The organism is Streptomyces sp. NPDC001348, assembly GCF_053597535.1.
In genome coordinates, this window is the sequence record NZ_JBSFIK010000037.1 from 28310 (window position 1) to 50704 (window position 22395).

Consider the following 22395-nt stretch of genomic DNA (forward strand, 5'->3'; position numbering starts at 1 on the left):
TACGCTGGTGCCGCCATCCGCGTGATGGCCGGAACCGCACGCTGAGCCGCACGTCAGAAGAGAGCACGCCGATGGCCACCACCGAGAATCCACCGCAGAGCCGTCTGCGGACGTGGATGCTGGAGGGCCTGTCCGACATGGGCAAGCACGGTGGCCACACCGGCCCGCATGCCGAGCCGGAGCCTCCGCACAAGGGCCAGCGCTGGTACCGCGTGATGTGCCTGACCGGCGTCGACTACTTCTCCACCCTCGGCTACCAGCCGGGCATCGCGGCCCTCGCCGCCGGACTGCTCTCCCCGGTGGCGACCCTCGTCCTCGTCGTGGTCACCCTGGCCGGCGCGCTGCCGGTGTACCGCAGGGTGGCCGAGGAGAGCCCGCACGGCGAGGGTTCCATCGCCATGCTGGAGCGGCTGCTGTCCTTCTGGCAGGGCAAGCTGTTCGTCCTCACCCTGCTGGGCTTCGCCGCCACCGACTTCCTGATCACCATCACCCTGTCGGCCGCCGACGCCTCCACCCACCTCGTGGAGAACCCGCACCTGACCAGCGTCCTGCACGGCCAGGAGCTGTGGATCACCCTGTTCCTGGTGGCCCTGCTGGGCGCGGTGTTCCTCAAGGGCTTCCTGGAGGCGATCGGCGTCGCCGTCGCCCTGGTGGTCGTCTACCTCGGGCTGAACGCCGTGGTCGTGGTCGACGGCCTGTGGCACGTGCTGACCGCCGGGCACGTGGTCACCGACTGGACCAGCGCCCTCACCGCCGAGCACGGCAACGCCTTCGCCATGATCGGCGTGTCCCTGCTGGTGTTCCCCAAGCTGGCGCTGGGCCTGTCCGGCTTCGAGACGGGCGTCGCGGTGATGCCGCACGTGCAGGGCGACCCGGGCGACACGGAGGACGACCCCAAGGGCCGCATCCGGGACACCAAGAAGCTGCTGACGACCGCCGCCCTGATCATGAGCGTGTTCCTGATCGCCACCAGCTTCATCACGACGGTGCTCATCCCGGCGAAGGAGTTCAAGCCCGGCGGAGACGCCAACGGCCGCGCGCTGGCGTACCTCGCGCACCAGTACCTGGGCAACGGGTTCGGCACGGTCTACGACCTGTCGACCATCGCCATCCTGTGGTTCGCGGGCGCCTCCGCCATGGCGGGCCTGCTCAACCTGATGCCCCGCTACCTGCCCCGCTACGGCATGGCTCCGCACTGGGCCCGCGCCGTACGCCCCATGGTCATCGTCTTCACCCTGATCGCCTTCCTGGTCACCTGGATCTTCGACGCCAACGTGGACGCGCAGGGCGGCGCGTACGCCACCGGCGTGCTGGTGCTGATGTCCTCGGCGGCGATCGCGGTGACCATCGCCGCGCGCAGGGCCGGGGAACGCCACTGGACCGTCGGTTTCGCGATCGTGGCGGCGGTCCTGCTGTACGTGACCGTGGCCAATGTCATCGAGCGCCCCGACGGTGTGAAGATCGGTGCCTGCTTCATCGTCGGGATCATCCTGGTCTCGCTGCTGTCCCGGCTGGCCCGTGCCTTCGAGCTGCGAGTGACGAGTGTGCAGCTCGACCCCATGGCGGAACGATTCGTCCGGGACATCGCCAGCCGGAAGATCCGGTTCATCGCCAACGACCCGGGCGACCGCGACAAGGCCGAGTACCACGACAAGATCGAGCAGATCCGGGCCGACAACGAACTGCCGGAGCAGGAGGACTTCGTCTTCGTCGAGGTCACGGTCACCGACCCGTCCGAGTTCGAGGCGGGGCTGACGGTCCGCGGCGAGGTGCTGCACGGCCGCTACCGGGTCCTGACCCTGGAATCCTCCTCCATACCCAACGCCCTCGCGGCCCTCCTGCTGCACGTCCGCGACACCACGGGCTGCATCCCGCACATCTACTTCGAGTGGACCGAGGGCACCCCCTTCGCCAACTTCCTCCGCTTCTTCCTCTTCGGCCAGGGCGAGGTCGCCCCCGTCACCCGCGAGGTCCTGCGCGAGGCGGAACCGGACCGCGCCCGCCGACCGCGCGTCCACACCGGCTGACGGCGCACCGGCCGACGGCACACCGGCCGACGCGTAAGAATGCCGTCAAGGACGGCTCCCGCCGCGTAAGGACAACGTCAGTACGCGTCGCAGGGGGCCCACCGCCGCCTAGCGTCGGTGTCATGCGAGGGAGCGGCCCGAGAAACGGCCCGGTCGCCGACCGCCACTGGCGTGGCGGCGCCCGGCTCGCGGCCGCCTGCGCCCTCGCCTTCTTCGCACTGGCCCTGCTCGTCGACTGGGACGCGCACACCCTCACCGCCGCCCGCACCGTGGTGTGGCTCGCCATGGCCGCCGCGGTCTTCGCCGTACTGCTGCCGCAGCGGGTCACGGCGGGCACCGGCTGGCTGACGGTGCGCGGCCCGCTGCGCCGGCGGACGGTACGGACGGACGCGCTCGTGTCCGTACGGCGTTCCGCCGGCGTCACCGACCGCCTGGTCCTGCGGGACACCCGCGGCGGACGCCTCGAACTCGACATCCGCGTCCTGACCGCGAACCCCCTGCTGTGGCACGAACTGGACACCGGCCTGCGCCGCTCGGTGCAGCGCGGCACCCTGCGGAACGGGACGGACACGTTCCGGCGGCTCGGCGAGCAGATCGACACGGAGACGGCACGGGCGGTCCTGCGGGCGTCCGGGCTGTCGTAGGCGCTCCTACGGGTGCGCCACGGCCCCCGCTCTCACCGGGTCGAGCTCGCGGAGGATGCGGTGCAGATCGTCCGGGGCGGCCGCGAGACGGACCGGGGTGCCGGCGTCGTCGAGTTCGGCGATGTGCCAGCTCCTCGGGACGGTGTCACCGTCGCCGCCCCGGGCGCGGCGCACGGCCTTGAGGGTGAGCCGCCCCACGGGGACCGTTCGCGCCGCGAACCTGCCGGGACCGGGTGTCACCGCGGGCGGGCCGTCCCCGAGGGCGATGTGGGTGCCGAAACCGTGCGGGTTGTAGTCGGTGTGCTCCAGGAAGCGGGCCGGCAGGAAGACCTCCCCGTCCTCCCCGTCCTCCCGCCCGGCCGGCTCGTCGCCCGCCGTGGCGGGCTGGGGCACGAGCACGCGGGTGACGCGCCAGGCCCAGGCGAGGAAGGCCAGCGTGGCGGCGGAGCCCGCAGCGGCCCAGACGATCGCCACGGGCGAGGTGAGCAGATCCGTCGGATGGCGATAGCACAGCGGCAGCAGCCACAGGGCCGTGCCGGCGAGCGCGCCCGCGAAGGGAAGCGCCGACGGGAGGACCTCGTCGTCGGGCAGCCTGCGCCCGCGCAGGCGCAGCAGCAGCTGGGCGGCCGGGTAGCCGGCGGCGAGGGCGAGCAGGGCGGACGCGACGGCCATGTCACCGCCGCCGGTGATGTGCTCGTGCCATGTGTAGTGCGCGCCGGTGACGGTTCGCACCTCGTGCCGCCACACGGTCAGTTCGACCCGGTCCCCGGACCGGAACCCCTGCGCGGCCTCCGGGGTGACCTCGAGCCGCCTCAGCGGCCTGCCACCGGTGAAGTACAGCCAACTCTGCTTCTTCGGCCGGTTGGCGTCGGTCCGTTCGATCACGGCCGACAGGGTGGTGAGGCAGTCGGCGCGCTCGGAGGCGGGCGTCGTCACGGTGCAGGGGCGGGCCGACTGCCAGGCCCGCTCCCCGGACGCGGCGTCCGGCACGAACCAGGCGGCCGTGCCCGCGCCCCCGAGCAGCAGCACGCACAGGATCAGCGACCCGGCCCAGCCATGGCCGGCGGTGCGGTACGAGACGACGGGCACGTGATCCGACCCGGGGGTCCCGTACCGGCGGTGCAGCCCGCGGAGCGCGTCCAGCGTGGCGTCGAAGCCGGGGTCATGGGACGTCCCGCTCCACGGCAGCGGCAGGAGCCGCCCGCGGCCGTCGCGCAGCGCGATCCCGACACGGCGGACGTCCTGGTTCCTGGTGCGCTTCAGATACACCCTCAGGTCGGCGACCTCGTGCCAGGCCACCCTCCGCTCGCCCCGCAGCGTACGGATCCGCAGGCCGGACGCGTCGGCGGTCACCCGGGCGGTGACCGCGCGGAGCGCCACGGTCCCCGCCAGGACGGACACCGGGCCGACGCCCAGCCACACGTACGCGAGCCCGCCCCGGTACGCCAGGCCCGTCGCGGCCAGGACCGTCCCGGCCGCTCCGAGTACGACGATCCACCAGAGGGTGCGCTTCCCGGGAGGAAGGCAGGTCACGTCCCGGACATCGGTCATGGGCGGAATCCTGACATCGGCCGGGACGGGGCCGCTTGTGCTGTGTCCGGCAGTTTCCCGGCCCCGTCGTTGCCGACGGACACCAGGAGCCCCCTGCGGGGAAACGCAGGGGCCGGCTAGCCGTTCGTCCTGCCCGGGGTGTCGCCCCGGTGGTCGACCACCGCGCGTTCCATGACGGCGCTGACCCCCAGGAGGGTGGTGGGGCGCGGCTCCTTCTTCCTGTCCTTGGTGATGTACGAGCGGGCGCCCAGGTAGGTCAGGTCGTGCTTGTCGAAGATCCAGACGTCGCGAATCGAGGACCTGGGGTCCTCGCGGGTGATGCCGATGCCGTGCCGGCCGGCGGCGTCGACGACGTCGGGGATCACGGTCACGCCGGGGATCTTCGCGGCGGACCTGTAGAACGCGGCATTGATCGCCGCGGGCATGACCACCGTGCTCAGCAGGTCACCGATCTTGCTGAAGGCGGCCTGGTCGTGCGACTCGGTCTCGTCCCCCTTGGTCTTGGAGTAGACCAGACGGAGCAGGGCGGCGGGGTCGGTCGGCAGGGAGGCCAGCCACTTGTAGGTGGGGCGGTTCCAGCCCGCCGGAACGGGGGCGCCGCCCTCCTCGACGGGGGTCGTCTCACCGGGCATGACCGCGTCCTTGCCGGTCTCCTTGAGCCACCCGGCGGTCTTGACGGGGGCGGGGTTCTGCACCGTCCACGACTCCGACTGGTGCAGGGCACCGAGCTTCACCGGGCCTTCGAACGTGCCCTTGTTGGAGCGGAGCAGCGTTCTGACGTAGACCAACTGCCCGTCCTTCACCGGGCTGGTGTCGGTCTCCATGGCAGCGGCGGCGATCCTGCCGAGCGTCACCGACGCGTTGCCGCCGCCCTTGGCGGAGCCCGCGCTGCCGGTACCGGCCCCGGGGGCGGAGCCGCCACCGCCGGAGAGGGTGACAACCAGCGCTCCGGCCAGCGCCATCGACGCGGCGGGCAGCAGCACGGCGGGCCGCAGCAGCTTGCGGCGGGGTGGTGCCCCGGCCGTCCGCGTGGCGAGGTTCAGGTCCTGGTCGATGCGTCGCATCAGTACGTCCTTGTGGTGGAGGTGCCGGCTCCGCGGGAGGTCCCATTCCGCCCGGGCCGACAGCAGCTCCTCGGCCTCGCTCCGGGCGGCGGAGCCGGAGCCGGCGCGGGGCAGGTCGTCAGCGTTCACGGGGTTTCCTCCTGCAGGAACAGGGCCGCGAACGCGGCCTCACTCTCCATCTCTCCGCGGGTCCGGGGCGGTTCCGGATTTTCCCGGTCGCCTTCACCGGGTGCGCTGAGCAGGGCCAGCCGGGCGCGGGCCCGGGACAGCCGGGAGCGCACGGTGCCGACCGGGATGCCGAGGGCCTCGGCCGCCTGCTGGTAGTCCAGCCCGGAGGCCACGCACAGGGCGAGCACCTCCCGGTCCTGGCGGCGCAGCCTGCGCAGCGCGTCGTGGACCAGGGCGAGACGGCGGGCGTCGTCGACGCGGCCCGCCGTCTCGTCCGCGAAGTCCTCGACCGGCCGGGGGTCCGGGCTGCGGGCCAGGAAGGCGATCCGCCGCCGTATCCCCCGGTTGGCGTTGCGCGCCTTGTGCGTGGCGATGCCCAGCAGCCACGGCTTCAGCGAGCCGCCCTCCGGGTCCACCGTCTCCCGGGCACGCCAGGCGGCGAGGAAGGTCTCGGACATCGCCTCCTCGGCCTCCGACCAGTCACCGGTCAGCCGCAGGGCATGGTTGTAGACCGCCCGCGCGTAACTCTCGTACAGCTCGGCGAAGGCTTCACGGTCCCCTGCCCGTATCCGCGCACGCACTGACTCTCCTCGTTCCGTCTGCCGCCTCACATCTGTTACTCCCTGCGGAACGAGGGGAGTTCCCGTGCGCTGGGTCACACGACCTCGTGCTGTGCCTCTGCCGTCCGCCGCCGGTGTCAGGACCCGTCGGCAGACGCGGCGTGCAAGGGGTCCTTGCACTATGCCCGCCCGGGTCGCGCGGCCTGGCACCGCACCTCGCCGCGTTGCCGAAAAGCCCTGGTAGCTCCTCCCCCACTCTCGGCTTCGCTCGAGCGGGGGGACCCCCATCGAGGGCTCTCCGGCGCCTTGCGATGCACGGCACCAGACCACGCGACCTCATCGGGCGCTCATAGTGCAAGGACCCCTAAGTCCCCTCGGGTGACCTCACCGCGCGGCTGCCGGGATTCGGGGGAGCGGGCGGCTTGGCTGATGGTGTGATCAGCAGACATATCGCTTGCCGCGGCATCGCCGTGCTCATGGCCGCCGCCACCGTCCTCCCGGCCGCCGCGACCACCTCGTCGGCCACTCCCGCACCGCCGGCCTCCGGCCCGGAGACCCAGCTGGTGCCCGGCGTGCCCCCGGGTCCCGCGCAGCCCTGGCAGATCGACACCCCCGACCAGATGCTGCCGCCGAAGGTGTACACCCCCAGCGCCCGCGAGAACGCCCGGGAGCCGCGGGACGCGGCGCCCGGGACGTACGACCTCGTCGAGTACGTCCCGCTCGCTGACGCCGTCGCCAAGGTGGCGTGCAGCAAGCAGGCCGGGCCCTACCAGCGGCAGGTCGAACGGTGGCTGAAGCGGAAGGTGGACGGGAAGCAGTCCGCGGCCGACTGCAGGGCCATCCGGAGCTTCCAGAAGAAGCACGGGATCAAGCCCGCGATCGGCTTCGCCGGCCCGGTCACCTGGGCGCGGATGACGCTCATCTCGGCCCGGAAGAACCCCAACGCGGCCGGCAGGTGCCCGGTGCGCACCCACCGGGTCGCCTGCGTGGACCTGACCCGGCAGCTGACCTGGGTGCAGAAGGGCAGGAAGGTGGTGTTCGGGCCGGTGCCCATGCGCAGCGGGCGCAAGGGGTACGCCACCAGGGCGGGCTGGCACACCGTCTACTGGCGGCACAAGAACCACTGGTCGACGCTGTACAACCAGCCCATGCCGTACGCCCAGTTCTTCGACGGCGGCCAGGCCTTCCACGCCGTCTACGGCAGCATCTACACCACCGTCGGCTCCTGGGGCTGCGTGAACCTCGAGCTGGCCGACGCGCGCAGGCTGTGGGGCGTGTTGAGGAAGGGCGACCGGGTATTCGTGTGGGGCCGCAGGCCCGGCTCCTAGGCCGTGCGGAGGGCTGCGCCCGAGGGCTCTCGGGGGCCTCTGAGACACTGGGGGCGCCATGACTGAAAGACCACCTGCGCCGACCGCGCCCCTGCGCGCCCGCGCCGAGATCGACCTGGCCGCACTCCGGGCCAACGTGCGGGCGCTGCGTGCCCGTGCGCCCAAGGCGGCCCTGATGGCCGTGGTGAAGTCCGACGGGTACGGGCACGGGGCGGTGCCCTGCGCCCGAGCGGCCGTGGAGGCGGGCGCGGGCTGGCTGGGCACGGCCACCCCCGAGGAGGCCCTCGAACTGCGCGCGGCCGGACTGCCGGGGCGGATCATGTGCTGGCTGTGGACGCCGGGCGGGCCGTGGCGTGAGGCGATCGAGGCCGACCTCGACGTGTCGGTCAGCGCCATGTGGGCGCTGCGGGAGGTCGTCGCGGCGGCCCGGCAGGCCGGCCGTCCCGCGCGCGTGCAGCTCAAGGCCGACACCGGACTCGGCCGGGGCGGCTGCCAGCCGGGGCCGGACTGGGCCGAACTCGTCGCCGAGGCCCTGCACGCCGAGCGCGAGGGGCTGGTGCGGGTCACCGGGCTGTGGTCGCACTTCGCGTGCGCCGACGAGCCGGGCCACCCCTCGATCGACGCCCAGCTCGTCCGCTTCCGGGACATGCTGGCGTATGCGGAGGGGCGGGGTGTGCGCCCCGAGGTGCGGCACATCGCCAACTCCCCGGCCACGCTCACCCTGCCCGAGGCCCACTTCGACCTGGTCCGGACGGGCATCTCCGTGTACGGGATCTCACCGAGCCCCGAACTCGGCACCCCGGCCGACTTCGGGCTGCGCCCGGTGATGACCCTGTCGGCCTCGCTGGCGCTGGTGAAGCACGTACCGGGCGGACACGGGGTCAGTTACGGGCACCACTACGTCACCCCGGGCGAGACGACCCTCGGCCTGGTCCCCGTCGGTTACGCGGACGGCGTCCCCCGGCACGCCTCCGGCAGCGGTCCCGTCCTGGTCGGCGGCAAGTGGCGTACGGTCGCCGGACGGGTCGCGATGGACCAGTTCGTCGTCGACCTCGGGGGAGACGAACCCGAGGCGGGAGCGCAGGCGGTGCTGTTCGGGCCCGGCGACCGGGGCGAGCCCACCGCGGAGGACTGGGCGCAGGCGTCCGGCACGATCGCGTACGAGATCGTCACGCGGATCGGAACGCGTGTTCCTCGCGTCTATGTGGACGGGGAACAAGACCGGCAGGACGGGTGACCGGCGCCGGAGGGCACCCGTAGGGGTGTGGCCATGGTGACACCCGTGACGCAGCAGCAGTCGTGATGAGGAGCGGTACGTGAGCGAGAGCAGTGCGGAGGTCGTGGCCGACGTGGCGGATGTCGCCGCGGCGGCCGTCGTCGCCTCCGCCGCGGGGGCGGCCGGGGGCTGGCGCAGGGCGACCGGCCTCGCCGGCGCCGCGATAGGCGTGCTCGCCGCGGGCGCGGCCGCCGGTGTCGCCATCGAGCGGATGACCGTCGGCCGGGGGATGCGCAGGAAGGCCCGGCTGGCGCTGGACTCGGCGGGGCCGTACGGGGCGCTGCGCGGCACCCCGGGCAAGGCGCACGCCGACGACGGCACCGAGTTGTACTACGAGGTCGACGACGTCGAGCCGGACACCGGCGGCCCGAACCTCTCCCCGCGCCGGCGGCGGCTGTTCGGCCGCAAGGCGCCCGCCCCGGTCACCGTGGTCTTCAGCCACGGCTACTGCCTCAGCCAGGACTCCTGGCACTTCCAGCGCGCCGCCCTGCGCGGTGTCGTGCGCACCGTGCACTGGGACCAGCGCAGCCACGGCCGGTCGGCGCGGGGCGTGGACCAGGTCCAGAACGGGGTGCCGCTCACCATCGACCAGCTGGGCCGCGACCTGAAGGCCGTCATCGACGCGGCCGCGCCCGAGGGCCAGGTCGTGCTGGTCGGGCACTCCATGGGCGGGATGACGATGATGGCGCTGGCCGCACAGTACCCGGAGCTGATCCGGGACCGGGTGGTCGCCACCGCCTTCGTCGGTACGTCGTCCGGACGGCTCGGCGAGGTCAACTTCGGGCTGCCCGTCGCCGGCGTCAACGCGGTGCGCCGGGTGCTCCCCGGAGTGCTGAAGGCGCTCGGACAGCAGGCGGCGCTGGTGGAGAAGGGGCGGCGGGCCACGGCCGACCTGTTCGCCGGGATCATCAAGCGGTACTCGTTCGCCGGGCGGGACGTGGACCCGGCGGTCGCACGGTTCGCCGAGCGTATGATCGAATCCACCCCGATCGACGTGGTCGCCGAGTTCTACCCGGCCTTCACCGACCACGACAAGACCGAGGCCCTCGCCTGCTTCGCCGACATGCCGGTGCTCGTGCTGGCCGGGGTCCAGGACCTGGTCACGCCCAGCGAGCACAGCGAGGCCATCGCCGACCTGCTGCCCGACGCCGAGCTGGTCCTCGTACCGGACGCCGGGCACCTGGTCATCCTGGAACACCCGGAAGTGGTCACCGACCGCCTCGCGGACCTGCTCACCCGCGCGGGTGCCGTGCCCGCAGGGGCTACGGTAAGTGGCTATGGAAGCACCAGCAGCACCGCACAACCCCGCTGAGACCCAGCTGACCGTGACCTCCCCGGAGCAGATGCGGGAACTGGGCCGCCGCCTGGCCAAGCTGCTGCGCGCGGGCGACCTGGTGATGCTCACCGGCGAGCTCGGCGCGGGCAAGACGACGCTCACCCGCGGGCTGGGCGAGGGGCTCGGCGTGCGCGGCGCGGTCACCTCGCCGACCTTCGTGATCGCCCGCGTCCACCCGTCACTGGGGGAGGGTCCGCCGCTCGTCCACGTCGACGCCTACCGGCTGTCCGGCGGCCTGGACGAGATGGAGGACCTCGACCTGGACGTGTCGCTGCCCGACTCGGTGATCGTCGTCGAGTGGGGCGAGGGCAAGGTCGAGGAACTGACCGAGGACCGGTTGCAGGTCCTGGTCCACCGGACCGTCGGGGACACCGCCGACGAAGTGCGGCGGGTGACCCTCACCGGTCTCGGGGAGCGGTGGGAATCCGTGGACCTGGAGTCGCTGGCGGCCTGACGCCGCCGACACGTTCCGACAAGCCGTCGGCAACATATTGCGCCGGACCTGGCAGCCGTGATGACATGGTGTCCAGTCCGTAGTTAGGTGTGCCTAAGTACGCCCGCCCCCGCACCTCAGGAGGCGCCCCATGTCCGCTTCTCAGCCCACGGTGCCATGGCGGCCGTCCGAGCCCGCCGAGGTGTCGATGCGCGATCTGCTGGCGTCCTGCGCGGCGGCCGCGGTGATCTCCCGGCCGCCGCGGGAGCCCGAGCCCAAGCGGGTGGAGCCGGTGCAGCGGCACCGCGACGCCGCTTAGCACCGACCGTGCGGGGGCCGGTGGGCGCTGGGACCTGTCGCCCTGGGACCTGTCCGGCGGATCATGCCGCAGACGCGGGGTTTGGCACGCCCTCCCCCACTCTCGGCTGCGCTCGAGCGGGGGGACCCCCATCGCGTCGACGCCCTCCTCCGCCTTGCAGTTGGACGCGCCAAACCCCGCTCACCAGCGCCGATGAGGTACCGCCCGTTTCCTGCGACCTGATCCGCCGGACAGGCCCTAGCGGAGCACGATGACGGGCACCCCGATCGTCGCGAACATCCACATCGCCTCCCCGTCGGCCCGTGTCTCGCGGATGCCGCCCGTCCGTACCGTGGGGTCCGGCAGCTGGGCCGCGTCCTCGTCCACCGCGGCGCTGAAGCCGATGGCGACCCCGTCCACGCTGGTGAAACGCACGACGTGCTCGATGGGGGTGCCGTCGGTGCCGGTGACCGCGTGCGAGCGGGAGGTGACGACGTACGCGCCGGGCAGCGGGTCCACGCTGCCGGGCCGCACCAGGAAGGTGCGCAGCACCCGGTTGCGGTCGCTGACCAGCCAGACCCGGTCGTCGTCCATGGTGTACACGACCCGTTCACCCGACCCGGACATGGCGGGCAGCGCCGTGGGGTTCCGCCTGTCCCGGGGCGCCTTCGCCAGGGGGGACGCGCTCGCCGGGGACTTGCCCGGTCCGGCGGGGACGGTGGCCGAGGCCTGGTAGGCGAGGAAGCCGACCGTCCCGACGGCCGCCGCGGTGAGCCCGGCCACGATCGACGAGCTGGTCCCTGCCACGTGTCGCCCACCTCAATCTCATGTTATTTGTCCTACTTCGTACAGAACTTTGTGCAGACGGTAGCACTCGGTGACCACCTGACCGGGACGGCCGACACGGGCCGTGCGGAGCCGTAGGCTGTTCGCGTGCTCTTGCTCGCTCTGGATACCGCCACCCCCGCCGTCACCGTCGCGCTGCACGACGGCACGGACGTCATCGCCTCCTCGAGCCAGGTGGACGCGCGCCGGCACGGCGAGCTGCTGCTGCCGGCCGTCGACCGCGTACTCGCCGAGGCCGGGCTGAAGCTCGAAGCCGTCACCGGGATCGTCGTGGGCATCGGACCCGGCCCCTACACCGGGCTGCGTGTGGGACTGATGACCGCCGACACCTTCGGGCTCGCGCTCGGTGTGCCCGTGCACGGCCTGTGCACGCTCGACGCCCTCGCCTACGCGGCCGACATCGAGAAGGGCCCGTTCGTCGTGGCGACCGACGCCCGCCGCAAGGAGGTCTACTGGGCGACGTACGCCGACTCCCGCACCCGGCTGACGGAGCCCGCCGTCGACCGGCCCGCCGACATCGCCGAGCGGGTGGCCGGGCTCCCGGCCGTCGGCGCGGGCGCGCTGCTCTACCCCGACACCTTCCCGCAGGCGCACGCGCCCGAGCACGTCTCCGCCGCCGCCCTCGCCTCACTGGCCGCCGAGAAGCTGGCCGCCGGTGCGGAACTGCAGGCGCCCAGGCCGCTGTACCTGCGCCGCCCCGACGCCCAGGTCCCCAAGAACTACAAGGTGGTCACCCCGAAGTGACCGAACCCGAGAACCCCCGACTGCGCGAGATGCGCTGGTGGGACATCGACCCCGTGCTGGAACTGGAGAAGGAACTGTTCCCCGAGGACACCTGGTCCCGGGGCATGTTCTGGTCGGAGCTGGCCCACTCCCGCGGCCCCGAGGCGAACCGGCGGTACGTCGTCGCCGAGGAGGACGACCGCATCGTCGGCTACGCGGGCCTCGCCGCGCAGGGCGACCTGTGCGACGTCCAGACCATCGCCGTCGCCCGCGACCGCCAGGGCACCGGCCTCGGCGGCCGGCTGCTGACCGAACTGCTGCGCGCGGCCACCGCCTTCGAGTGCGCCGAGGTCATGCTGGAGTGCCGGGTGGACAACGTCCGCGCCCAGAAGCTCTACGAGCGCTTCGGCTTCGAGCCCATCGGTTTCCGGCGCGGCTACTACCAGCCGGGGAACGTGGACGCGCTGGTGATGCGCCTGACCGTGCAGTCCGGCAACGGCTCCGCCGCGGGTTCCCCCTCCGAACAAGGAACAGAGAGCAATGGCTGACGAACCCCTGGTGCTGGGGATCGAGACCTCCTGCGACGAGACCGGCGTCGGCATCGTCCGCGGCACCACCCTGCTGGCGGACGCCGTCGCCTCCAGCGTCGACGAGCACGCCCGTTTCGGCGGTGTCGTGCCGGAGGTCGCCTCCAGGGCCCACCTGGAGGCGATGGTGCCCACCATCGACCGCGCGCTGAAGGAGGCGGGCGTCTCCGTCAAGGACCTGGACGGCATCGCCGTGACCGCCGGCCCCGGCCTCGCCGGCGCCCTGCTGGTCGGCGTGTCGGCGGCGAAGGCGTACGCCTACGCCCTCGGCAAGCCCCTGTACGGCGTGAACCACCTCGCCTCCCACATCTGCGTGGACCAGCTCGAGCACGGCCCGCTGCCCGAGCCGACGATGGCGCTGCTGGTCTCCGGCGGCCACTCCTCCCTGCTGCTGTCCTCGGACATCACCTCCGACGTACGCCCGATGGGCTCGACCATCGACGACGCGGCGGGGGAGGCCTTCGACAAGATCGCCCGCGTGCTGAACCTGGGCTTCCCCGGCGGCCCGGTCATCGACCGGTACGCGCGCGAGGGCGACCCGGAGGCGATCGCCTTCCCGCGCGGACTGACCGGCCCGCGCGACCCGGTGTACGACTTCTCCTTCTCCGGCCTCAAGACGGCCGTGGCCCGCTGGATCGAGGCCAGGCGCGCGGCCGGCGAGGAGGTCCCGGTCCGGGACGTGGCCGCCTCCTTCCAGGAGGCCGTGGTGGACGTGCTCACCCGCAAGGCGCTGCGGGCCTGCAAGGACCAGGGCGTCGACCACCTGATGATCGGCGGCGGCGTGGCCGCGAACTCCCGGCTGCGCGCCCTCGCCCAGGAGCGCTGCGAGGCGGCCGGCATCCGGCTGCGCGTCCCGCGCCCCAAGCTGTGCACGGACAACGGCGCGATGGTGGCCGCACTGGGCGCCGAGATGGTGTCCCGCGGCCGGGCCGCCTCCAGCTGGGACCTGTCGGCGGACTCCTCCCTGCCGGTGACCGACCCGCACGTCCCCGGCCACGACCATGTGCACGAGGTCAGCGGGGAGAACCTCTACTCATGACGGTCGCCCTGATGTGGGAGGCCCGCGCGGCGGCGGGGCGCGGTGCGGAACTGCTCGCCTGGGCCCGGACGCGGAGGCTTCCGCGGGAGCCGCTGCGCCGGGAGACCTTCCGCGCCCCGCAGGACCGGGTCCTCGTCATCACCTGGTGGGACGCCGAGTACGACGCCGAGCTGCCCGAACTGCCCGAGCCGGACGGGGATCTGGTCACCCGGGCGGTGCACCGGTGGCGGTTCGAGCCGGTCGACGGGGAGCCGGTCGACGGGGAGCCGGGCGGCTGAGTGGCGCGCACTCCTGCCCGTGCGCTATGATCATTACACGTGAACGGCCGGGAACAACGGTTCGAACACAGTGCGTTGGTGGTCCAAGGAAAGACGCCCCGCTTCCTGCGGGGAAATGCAGGTGCAAGGCCTGCCCAGCGCTCCGCTCACCCCCGCCCCCGACTCCTCGGGGGCGGGGGTGTTTTCGTCAGCCGACCGCCGTCACCGCCGTCTCGCACCGCAGTCGCCGGTCGGCGCCGACCGGACGCACCGGCCCCGTGAGGCTCAGCCGTGCCGTGTGCCGTACGTCCGCGCTGGACGCCGCCAACCGCAGTTCCAGCGCGCCCGGTTCGACCACCCTGGTGCCGGAACGGTCCGTGAAGGACGACAGATCGGTGTGGAAGCGGAAGGTGACGCGGGCCGCCTCCCCGGACTCCAGCGACAACCGCCGGTAGCCGATCAGACGGACGTCCGGGCGGGTCACCGAGGCCACCGGGTCGTGCAGGTACAGCTGTACGACCTCCGTGCCCGCGCGGTCGCCCGTGTTGCGGACCGTCAGCGAGATGTCGTACGACCCGTCCGTGCCGATCTCCGGGTCGGTGCCCGTGAAGTCGTCCCACGCGAACGCCGTGTACGTGTGGCCGTGCCCGAACGGGTACAGCGGCGTCGGATCGAGGTTGCTGACCTCGTCCGCCAGGCCCAGCGGCGGCTGGAGGTACGTCCACGGCTGGCCTCCCGGGACGCGCGGAACGCTCACCGGGAGGCGGCCCGAGGGGTTCACGCGGCCCGACAGCACCCCGGCCACCGCCGGACCGCCGCCCTGTCCGGGGAAGAACGCCTGGACCACGGCGGCCAGCCGGCCGTGCCAGCGGCCGAGGGCGTACGGGCGGCCGGTCAGCAGGACCAGCACCACGGGGACCCCCGTGGCGACCAGCGCGTCCAGCAGATCGCCCTGCACGCCGGGCAGCTGGAGGTCCGTCACGTCGCAGCCCTCGCCCGAGGTGCCCCGGCCGAACAGCCCGGCCCGGTCGCCCAGCACCGCCACGCACACATCCGCCTCGGACGCGCGGGCCACCGCCTCCCCGAAGCCGGAGTCGTCGGGGTCGGACACCCCGCAGCCCTCCGCGAACGCCACCTTGGCATCGGGGAGTTCGGTGCGCAGCGCCTCCAGGACCGTCGGGATGCCGATGCCCGTCGGCACCTCGGGGTGGTGGGTGAGCACATGGGAGGGGAAGGAGTAGCAGCCGAGCATCGCGAGCGCGTCGGCCGCGCGCGGGCCCACCACCGCGACACGGGTGTCGGGGGACAGCGGCAGGATGCCGTCCGGGTTGTCGAGCAGCACCACCGACTCCTCGGCCAGACGCCGGGCCAGCGCCCGGTTGGCCGCCGAGTCCAGGTCGACCGTGCCGGACGGCTCCGGCCGCCAGTCCTCGTCCAGGAGGCCCAGCTCGCACTTCTGGATCAGCACCCGGCGGACCGCCCGGTCCACCAGCGACTCGGGAACGCCGCCCTCCCGTACCGCCGCCACCAGCGGCTTCCCGTAGCACTTCAGGGTGGGCAGCTCGACGTCGATGCCCGCCTCCAGCGCCAGGCGGGCCGCCTCCGCCTCGCTGCCGGCGACCCGGTGCAGGCTCTGCAGGAACCCGATGCCGAAGTAGTCGGCGACCACCGTCCCCGTGAAGCCCCACTCCTCCCGCAGGAGTCCGGTCAGCAGGCCGGGGTCCGCCGACGCGGGGACGCCGTCCGTCTCGGTGTACGCCGCCATGACCGACCGCGCCCCGCCCTCGCGCAGCGCCATCTCGAAGGGCGGGAGGGTGATGTCCGCGAACTCCCGGATCCCGGCCCGCACGGGGGCCAGGTTCCGTGCCCCCGCCGAGGAGGCGTAACCGGCGAAGTGCTTCAGCGTGGCGACGACCCCGGCCGACTCCAGGCCCCGTACGTACGCCGTGCCGATCGTGCCCACCAGGTACGGGTCCTCGCCGATCGTCTCCTCGACCCGCCCCCAGCGCGGGTCGCGGACCACGTCCAGGACGGGAGCCAGTCCCTGGTGGACACCGACCGAGCGCAGGTCTCCGCCGATGCGCCGGCCCAGCTCCTCGACCAGCGGCGGGTCGAAGGAAGCGCCCCAGGCCAGCGGTACCGGGTACGCCGTCGCGCCCCAGGCCGTGAACCCCGCCAGGCACTCCTCGTGGGCGACCGCCGGGATGCCGAAGCGGCCCGCGTCCGTGATACGGCGCTGGGCGCGGGCCAGTGCCTGCGCGCCCAGCGCCGGGTCCACGGGTGCCGTGCCGAAGGAGCGGGTCAGCTGGCCGAGGCCGAGCGTGATCAGCTCGTCCCAGTCGTAGTCGGCGGTCATCTCGCGCTGGAGCGGGGCGACACCGTCGCCGTCCGTGGCGGCGCCCACCCATACGCCGTACAGCTGGGCGGCCTTCTCCTCCAGGGTCATCCTTGCGAGCAGGTCGTCGACGCGGGTGGCGGCGGGCAGGGCGGAGTCGCGCCAAGGAGCGGTTGTCATGAAACTCCCGTCTCTGCTCACGAATGTTTCGGAATTAATCTCGAATGTTCCGGGAACCTATGGCGCGACAGGGTCTTCGTCAAGGGGTCGCGCAGGGATACGATCGCGAGCATGAAGCCTCCGAAGCCCGTAGGAACGCAGACCGCGACCCTCGCCGAAATCGCTCGTCAGGCCGGTGTCTCCGCTCCGACTGTTTCGAAGGTGCTCAACGGCCGTGCGGACGTCGCCCCCGCCACCCGCACCCGGGTCGAGGAGCTGCTGCGCGCCTACGGCTACCGGCGGCGACGCGCCGAGGCCTCCCGCTCCCCGCTGATCGACCTGGTCTTCCACGAGCTGGAGAGCGCCTGGGCGATGGAGGTCATCCGGGGCGTGGAGAACGTTGCCCGGGACGCGGGGCTGAGCGTCGTGCTCAGCGAGAGCGCGGGGCGGCTCACCCCCGGCCGGACCTGGGCCGACCAGGTCGCCGCCCGCCGCCCGCACGGTGTGATCCTCGTACTCTCCGGGCTCGACGAGTCCCAGCGGGCGCTGCTGACCAGCAGGTCCATCCCGTTCGTGGTGATGGACCCGGCCGGCGACCCGGGCGCCGACGTGCCCTCGATCGGCGCCACCAACTGGCAGGGCGGCCTGGCCGCCACCCGCCACCTCGTCGAGCTGGGTCACACCCGCATCGGCGCGATCAGCGGCCCCTCCCGGATGATGTGCAGCCGCGCCCGGGTCGACGGCTACCGGGCCGCGCTGGAGACCGCCGGACTGCCCGTCGACCACGGGATGATCAAGGCCGGGGACTTCCACCACGAGGCCGGCTACCGGCTGGGCCTGGAGCTGCTCGGCCGCCCCGACCGGCCCACCGCCGTCTTCGCGGGCAACGACCTGCAGGCGCTCGGACTGTACGAGGCCGCCCGTGAGCTGGGGCTGCGCATCCCCGAGGACCTGAGCGTGGTCGGCTTCGACGACCTGCCGGTGGCCCGCTGGGTGGGGCCTCCGCTGACGACCGTGCGGCAGCCGCTGACCGAGATGGCCGAGGCCGCGGCCAAGCTGGTCCTCGACCTCGGGCGGGCGGACGACTCCACGGCGGCGACCCGGGTGGAGCTGGCGACCAGCCTGGTGGTGCGGAGCAGCACGGCGGCCCCGGGGCAGCCGTGACCGGCGTGGCCGGAAGTTGACGTATTGACGGGTGGGGCGGGTGCGCCCACACTCCTCCGAAGTCAATCGGTTGAACGACCGAAACTTTCGGAGGCACCCGCATGAGAACCTCCAGAACCCCCTCGGCCAGAACCCCCCTCAGGACGCGCCTGGCCGCCCTGGCCGCCGGAGCGGCCACGACCCTCGCCCTGCTGGCCGCCGGGACGGCCCACGCCGCCGACACCCCCCTGCGGGACCTCGCGGCGGCCAAGGGCAAGATCATCGGCACGGCGGTCACCGGTTCCAAGCTCACCGGGACCTACGGCGACATCGCGGGGTCGCAGTTCAGCTCGCTCACCCCCGGCAATGCCATGAAGTGGGGCTCGGTCGAGCCCACCCAGGGCAGCTTCAACTGGACCGAGGCCGACCAGATCGTCGCCTTCGCACAGGCCCACCACCAGCAGGTGCGCGGCCACACCCTGGTCTGGCACAACCAGAACCCCGACTGGCTGACGAACGGCAGCTGGACCTCCGCCCAGCTCGGCACCCTGCTGCAGAACCACATCAGCACCGAGGTGGGCCGGTACAAGGGAAAGATCGCGGCCTGGGACGTGGTCAACGAGGCCTTCAACGAGGACGGCACCTACCGCCCGACCCTCTGGTACAACGGCCTGGGCTCCGGCTACATAGCGAACGCCTTCACCTGGGCCCACGCGGCCGACCCGGACGCCAAGCTGTACATCAACGACTACAACGTCGAGGGCGTCAACGCCAAGAGCAACGCCCTGTACAACCTGGTCAAGTCCCTGAAGCAGCAGGGCGTCCCGATCGACGGCGTCGGTCTGCAGGCCCATCTGATCCTGGGACAGGTCCCGTCCACCCTGCAGCAGAACATCCAGCGCTTCGCCGACCTGGGCGTGGACGTGGCGATCACCGAGCTGGACATCCGGATGGCGCTGCCCGCGGACGGTACGAAACTGGCCCAGCAGGCAGCCGACTTCAAGTCGGTCGTCGCGGCCTGCGTGGCGGTCACCCGCTGCGTCAACGTCACCGTCTGGGGCTTCGCCGACTCCGACTCCTGGGTGCCCGGCACGTTCCCCGGCTACGGGGCGGCGACACCGTACGACGACAACTACAGCCCCAAGCCCGCCTACCACGCCATCGCGGAGGCGCTCGGCGGTGGCTCGACCACCCCGCCGCCGACGAACGGCGCGTGCGCGGCGACGTACAGCGTCACCAGCCAGTGGAACACCGGGTTCACCGGCCAGGTGAAGATCGACTGCTCCGGTGGCTCGCTGTCCGGCTGGAGGGCGAGCTGGACCTTCGGCGCCGGCCAGCAGATCACCCAGGCCTGGAACGCCGACTGCGCCCAGTCGGGCACGACCGTGACCTGTACGAACGCCCCGTACAACGGGACGGTCCCGGACGGCGGTTCGGTGACCTTCGGGTTCAACGGGTCGTGGAACGGGAGCAATCCGGTGCCGCTGGTGACCCTGGGATGAGAATCTCCCAAGAAAACCGCCCCGCACGGCTTCCGCTAACAGTCTCCTAATAATTCACACTTACGTTCCTGCCTGTGACGGGACACGGCGAGAACGGTGAGAGCGACGCCGGGGGCAGACGCGGAGGCCGCAGGCCGGCGGTACTGAAGGCCGTCGGCCTCACCCTCGCCGCCGCGCTGGTCCTGGGCGGCGCGGCGGCGGGCTGGGCGTACTGGCACCTCAACCACAACATCAAGAGCGTCGACATCGACAGCGCGCTCGGCGACGACCGCCCGGCGAGGGCGGTCACCACCCCGTCCGCGTCCGCCTCGGCGTCCGCTTCCCCGCTGCCGACCGAGGCACTGAACATCCTCGTCCTCGGCTCGGACTCGCGCAGCGGCAGGGCCAACGCGGAACTCGGCGGCGGCGACAGCTCCGGCGCCCGTTCCGACACGGCGATGGTCGTGCACATCGACGCAGGCCGCACCCGGGCCACCGTCGTCAGCATCCCGCGTGACACGCTGGTCACCCGCCCGTCCTGTCCGCTGTCCTCGGGCGGTGCCACGGCGCTCGCCCACGACACCATGTTCAACAGCGCGTACTCGGTGGGCGGTCCGGTGTGCGCGGTGAAGACGGTCGAGTCGATCACCGGCGTCCGCATGGACCACTACATCGAGATCGACTTCGCCGGCTTCGCCAAGCTGGTGAACGCCCTCGGCGGCGTCACCGTCACCACCGGCGAGGACATCGACGACGACAAGAGCCACCTCCACCTCAGGGCCGGCACCCACCACCTGGGCGGCAAGCAGGCCCTGGCCCTCGCCCGCACCCGGCACGGCATAGGCGACGGCAGCGACCTCGGCCGCATAGGCCTGCAGCAGAAACTGGTGAAGGCCCTGCTGAAGCAGATCGGGTCCACCGATCTCCTCACCGACCCCGCCAGGCTCTACCGGGTGGCCGACGCGATCACCGGCAGCCTCACCACGGACACCGGCCTGAACTCCCTGACCGAGCTGATGCGGCTGGGGCAGAGCCTGAAGGGCCTGTCCGCCGACCGGGTGAGGACGGTGATGATGCCGGTCGTGCCGGCCCCCTCGGACCCCAACCGGGTCGTCGCGAAGGAACCGGCGGCGAGCGGGTTGTGGAGGTCGCTGCGCTGAGGGCAACCTTCGCTGCCGCCGGCGGGTCTGATGCGGTGACCAATTCACTTTAACCGGGGGGTAGTTCTGTGTTCTCCGTACGTTCGCACGCCCGCTGGGCGGTTCCGTTCGCCCTGGCCCTGACCGCGCTGGGCACCACCGCACCCATCGCCTCCGCGTCGAAGCAGGCCGCGCCCGTCCGCGACGACTTCAACGGCGACGGCTACGCCGACCTGGCCGTGGGTGCCCCGAACGCCACCGTCGGCGGGCAGAGCCAGGCCGGTTACGTCACGGTGATGTACGGCGGCCCGCACGGCATATCGACCAGCCGGCGGACCGTCATCAGCCGTGCCACAGCCGGTGTCCCGGGCAGCCCCGCCAAGGGCCAGCGCTTGGGCGTCCAGCTCTCCAAGGGCGACCTGGACGGCGACGGCTACGCCGACCTGGTCGTCGGGGACGGCACCTTGTCCGCCAAGGCGGTCGTCGTCTGGGGCGGCCCGCACGGCCTGTCCGGCGGCACGTCCGTCCCCGCCACCAACACCCAGGCCGGTGACTTCGACGGCGACGGCCGCCTGGACCTTGCCCTGTTCAGCGCCGGCTACGCGTCCGGCGACGACCCGATCGGCACCAAGGCGATCCTGTGGAAGGGACCGCTGAAGCGGACCGGCACCCCGGCCGCCACCTCCGGCATGGATCCCGACCTGCAGTACGTCGACGTCCACGACGGCGCCACCGGCGACGTCAACGGCGACGGCCGCGCGGACCTGGCCCTGACGGAGTACTGCGGGGACGGCAACTACTGCAGCGAGTTCTACCTGGGTACCCCCACCGGCCTCACCCGCGTGCCCGACGCTCCCTCCGGGGACGGCGGCGTGGCGTTCGGTGACCTCAACGGCGACGGGTACGACGACATGGTCGCCGGGGACGGCAGGAACGAGCGGATCCAGGTGGCCTACGGCTCGGCCACCGGCCTGGGCGCACGGGACACCTGGCGGACGTACTCGCAGGACACCCCTGGTGTTCCCGGCGCCACCGAGGACAACGACGAGTTCGGGGAGTCGGTCGCCGTCGGCGACATCACCGGCGACGGCATCGACGACGTCGCGGTGGGCGTGCCCGGCGAGAACAACTACGAGGGCTTGGTCGACGTCCTGCGCGGCAGCCGCACCGGCCTGACCGGTACGGGCGCGCAGGGCTTCACCCAGAACACCGCGGGTGTCCCCGGCACCGCCGAGGTCAACGACGTCTTCGGTGAGGCCGTCCAGCTCCTCGACATCAACGGCAACGGCCACGCCGACCTGGCCGCCGCCGCCACCCACGAGGACGGCGGCAACGGCGCCGTCTGGGAACTGCGGGGCACCGCCACGGGCCTGACGACGGACGCGGCGCTCGTCTTCGGCGGGAAGAGCGTCGGGGCGCCGTACGCGAAGGCGGCGTTCGGGTCCGAGCTCAAGTAGTGCCAGGTCACGGGCCTCGGTAGCGCCAGGGCACGGGCCTCGGTAGCGCCAGGGCACGGCCCCCGGAAAAAAATCTTCGAGAAATTCCGGGGGCCGTGTCGATCCGGGCGTCTCCCGTTCGACGCAGAGGTGAGAAGGCGGGGAGAGCCCCCGCAGCCCGACCGAGGAGTCACCATGCCCCGTTACCTCTCGCTCATTCGGATCGACGAGAACAACACGCCCGCCGAGGGCCCCAGCCCCGAGCTGATGCAGCGGATGGGCGAGCTCATCGAGGAGATCACCAAGGCCGGCGTCATGCTCGACACCGCCGGTCTCACCCCCACCGCGCAGGGCACCCGGGTCCACTGGGAGAACGGGCAGCTCTCCGTCACCGACGGGCCCTTCACCGAGACCAAGGAGGTCATCGGCGGCTACGCCCTCATGCAGTGCAAGGACAAGGCCGAGGCCCTGGAGTGGACCAAGCGCTTCCTGAAGGTCCACGAGGAGTTCTGGACCGTGACCTGCGAGGTGCGGGAGGTCGCCGAGGGCTGAGCCCCCGTTGGCG

General features: G+C 72.4%; 21 protein-coding genes. 16 read left to right on the forward strand and 5 right to left on the reverse strand.

The window, feature by feature from the left end:
• Positions 1 to 71: 71 nt before the first annotated feature.
• Both ACWC21_RS30980 and ACWC21_RS30985 read left to right on the forward strand, forming a co-directional pair.
• Entirely contained in the window at positions 72 to 2027 is a 1956-nt protein-coding gene (locus tag ACWC21_RS30980) for an amino acid transporter (protein WP_450886579.1), read from the forward strand.
• A 122-nt stretch (positions 2028 to 2149) separates the two neighbouring features.
• Positions 2150 to 2671, forward strand: a complete 522-nt coding sequence (locus tag ACWC21_RS30985; RefSeq protein WP_450886581.1) for a hypothetical protein — start codon at positions 2150 to 2152, stop codon at positions 2669 to 2671.
• Positions 2672 to 2677: 6 nt separating this feature from the next.
• Here the strand turns inward: ACWC21_RS30985 and ACWC21_RS30990 are convergent, their stop codons facing one another.
• From ACWC21_RS30990 to ACWC21_RS31000, 3 genes are all read right to left on the reverse strand, one after another.
• Positions 2678 to 4222, reverse strand: coding sequence for a PH domain-containing protein (locus ACWC21_RS30990; RefSeq protein ID WP_450886582.1), 1545 nt, complete (start codon positions 4220 to 4222; stop codon positions 2678 to 2680).
• Between the two features lie 116 nt (positions 4223 to 4338).
• Positions 4339 to 5415 carry a CU044_5270 family protein gene (locus tag ACWC21_RS30995; protein ID WP_450886584.1) on the reverse strand — a complete coding sequence of 359 codons (1077 nt, stop codon included), beginning with the start codon at positions 5413 to 5415 and terminating at the stop codon, positions 4339 to 4341.
• Positions 5412 to 6035, reverse strand: coding sequence for an RNA polymerase sigma factor (locus tag ACWC21_RS31000; RefSeq protein WP_450886585.1), 624 nt, complete (start codon positions 6033 to 6035; stop codon positions 5412 to 5414). The genes ACWC21_RS30995 and ACWC21_RS31000 overlap by 4 nt, the downstream gene beginning before the upstream one ends.
• 455 nt (positions 6036 to 6490) lie before the next feature.
• On the opposite strand from ACWC21_RS31000, the gene ACWC21_RS31005 reads away from it, so the two are divergent.
• From ACWC21_RS31005 to ACWC21_RS31025, 5 genes are all read left to right on the forward strand, one after another.
• Positions 6491 to 7342, forward strand: a complete 852-nt coding sequence (locus ACWC21_RS31005) for a L,D-transpeptidase family protein (protein WP_450886657.1) — start codon at positions 6491 to 6493, stop codon at positions 7340 to 7342.
• A gap of 58 nt (positions 7343 to 7400) precedes the next feature.
• On the forward strand, positions 7401 to 8579 hold the full coding sequence (gene alr, locus ACWC21_RS31010; protein ID WP_450886587.1) for an alanine racemase: 1179 nt from the start codon (positions 7401 to 7403) through the stop codon (positions 8577 to 8579).
• Between the two features lie 79 nt (positions 8580 to 8658).
• Positions 8659 to 9930: an alpha/beta fold hydrolase gene (locus tag ACWC21_RS31015; protein ID WP_450886589.1), complete on the forward strand. Its 1272-nt coding sequence runs from the start codon at positions 8659 to 8661 to the stop codon at positions 9928 to 9930.
• Positions 9896 to 10408: a tRNA (adenosine(37)-N6)-threonylcarbamoyltransferase complex ATPase subunit type 1 TsaE gene (gene tsaE, locus ACWC21_RS31020; protein ID WP_450886591.1), complete on the forward strand. Its 513-nt coding sequence runs from the start codon at positions 9896 to 9898 to the stop codon at positions 10406 to 10408. The genes ACWC21_RS31015 and tsaE overlap by 35 nt, the downstream gene beginning before the upstream one ends.
• Before the next feature lie 130 nt (positions 10409 to 10538).
• The gene (locus tag ACWC21_RS31025) at positions 10539 to 10706 is read left to right on the forward strand and encodes a hypothetical protein (RefSeq protein WP_450886593.1); all 168 of its coding nucleotides are present in this window, start codon (positions 10539 to 10541) and stop codon (positions 10704 to 10706) included.
• Positions 10707 to 10943: 237 nt separating this feature from the next.
• On the opposite strand, the gene ACWC21_RS31030 is transcribed toward ACWC21_RS31025, so the two are convergent.
• Entirely contained in the window at positions 10944 to 11492 is a 549-nt protein-coding gene (locus ACWC21_RS31030; protein WP_450886595.1) for a hypothetical protein, read from the reverse strand.
• Positions 11493 to 11618: 126 nt separating this feature from the next.
• Between ACWC21_RS31030 and tsaB the strand changes: the two genes are divergently transcribed.
• From tsaB to ACWC21_RS31050, 4 genes are read left to right on the forward strand one after another with little or no spacing between them, the layout of a single operon-like run.
• Positions 11619 to 12275 (forward strand): tRNA (adenosine(37)-N6)-threonylcarbamoyltransferase complex dimerization subunit type 1 TsaB, encoded by a 657-nt coding sequence (tsaB, locus tag ACWC21_RS31035; protein WP_450886597.1) that lies wholly within the window; start codon positions 11619 to 11621, stop codon positions 12273 to 12275.
• A complete protein-coding gene (rimI, locus tag ACWC21_RS31040) occupies positions 12272 to 12802 on the forward strand; it encodes a ribosomal protein S18-alanine N-acetyltransferase (RefSeq protein WP_450886599.1) in 531 nt (176 codons plus the stop codon). The genes tsaB and rimI overlap by 4 nt, the downstream gene beginning before the upstream one ends.
• A complete protein-coding gene (gene tsaD, locus ACWC21_RS31045; RefSeq protein ID WP_450886600.1) occupies positions 12795 to 13880 on the forward strand; it encodes a tRNA (adenosine(37)-N6)-threonylcarbamoyltransferase complex transferase subunit TsaD in 1086 nt (361 codons plus the stop codon). Before rimI ends, tsaD begins: the two co-directional genes overlap by 8 nt.
• On the forward strand, positions 13877 to 14158 hold the full coding sequence (locus ACWC21_RS31050) for a hypothetical protein (protein WP_450886602.1): 282 nt from the start codon (positions 13877 to 13879) through the stop codon (positions 14156 to 14158). The genes tsaD and ACWC21_RS31050 overlap by 4 nt, the downstream gene beginning before the upstream one ends.
• Positions 14159 to 14345: 187 nt before the next feature.
• Here the strand turns inward: ACWC21_RS31050 and ACWC21_RS31055 are convergent, their stop codons facing one another.
• Positions 14346 to 16652, reverse strand: a complete 2307-nt coding sequence (locus tag ACWC21_RS31055) for a beta-xylosidase/alpha-l-arabinosidase (protein WP_450886604.1) — start codon at positions 16650 to 16652, stop codon at positions 14346 to 14348.
• 111 nt (positions 16653 to 16763) lie between these two features.
• On the opposite strand from ACWC21_RS31055, the gene ACWC21_RS31060 reads away from it, so the two are divergent.
• The 5 genes from ACWC21_RS31060 to ACWC21_RS31080 all read left to right on the forward strand — a co-directional run bounded on the left by ACWC21_RS31060 (position 16764) and on the right by ACWC21_RS31080 (position 22382).
• Entirely contained in the window at positions 16764 to 17795 is a 1032-nt protein-coding gene (locus ACWC21_RS31060; RefSeq protein WP_450886606.1) for a LacI family DNA-binding transcriptional regulator, read from the forward strand.
• 101 nt (positions 17796 to 17896) lie between these two features.
• Positions 17897 to 19276, forward strand: a complete 1380-nt coding sequence (locus ACWC21_RS31065; protein ID WP_450886607.1) for an endo-1,4-beta-xylanase — start codon at positions 17897 to 17899, stop codon at positions 19274 to 19276.
• 74 nt (positions 19277 to 19350) lie between these two features.
• A complete protein-coding gene (locus ACWC21_RS31070) occupies positions 19351 to 20415 on the forward strand; it encodes an LCP family protein (protein ID WP_450886609.1) in 1065 nt (354 codons plus the stop codon).
• Positions 20416 to 20483: 68 nt separating this feature from the next.
• The gene (locus ACWC21_RS31075; protein WP_450886611.1) at positions 20484 to 21851 is read left to right on the forward strand and encodes an FG-GAP-like repeat-containing protein; all 1368 of its coding nucleotides are present in this window, start codon (positions 20484 to 20486) and stop codon (positions 21849 to 21851) included.
• A gap of 174 nt (positions 21852 to 22025) precedes the next feature.
• Positions 22026 to 22382 carry a YciI family protein gene (locus tag ACWC21_RS31080; RefSeq protein WP_450886612.1) on the forward strand — a complete coding sequence of 119 codons (357 nt, stop codon included), beginning with the start codon at positions 22026 to 22028 and terminating at the stop codon, positions 22380 to 22382.
• Positions 22383 to 22395: the final 13 nt, after the last annotated feature.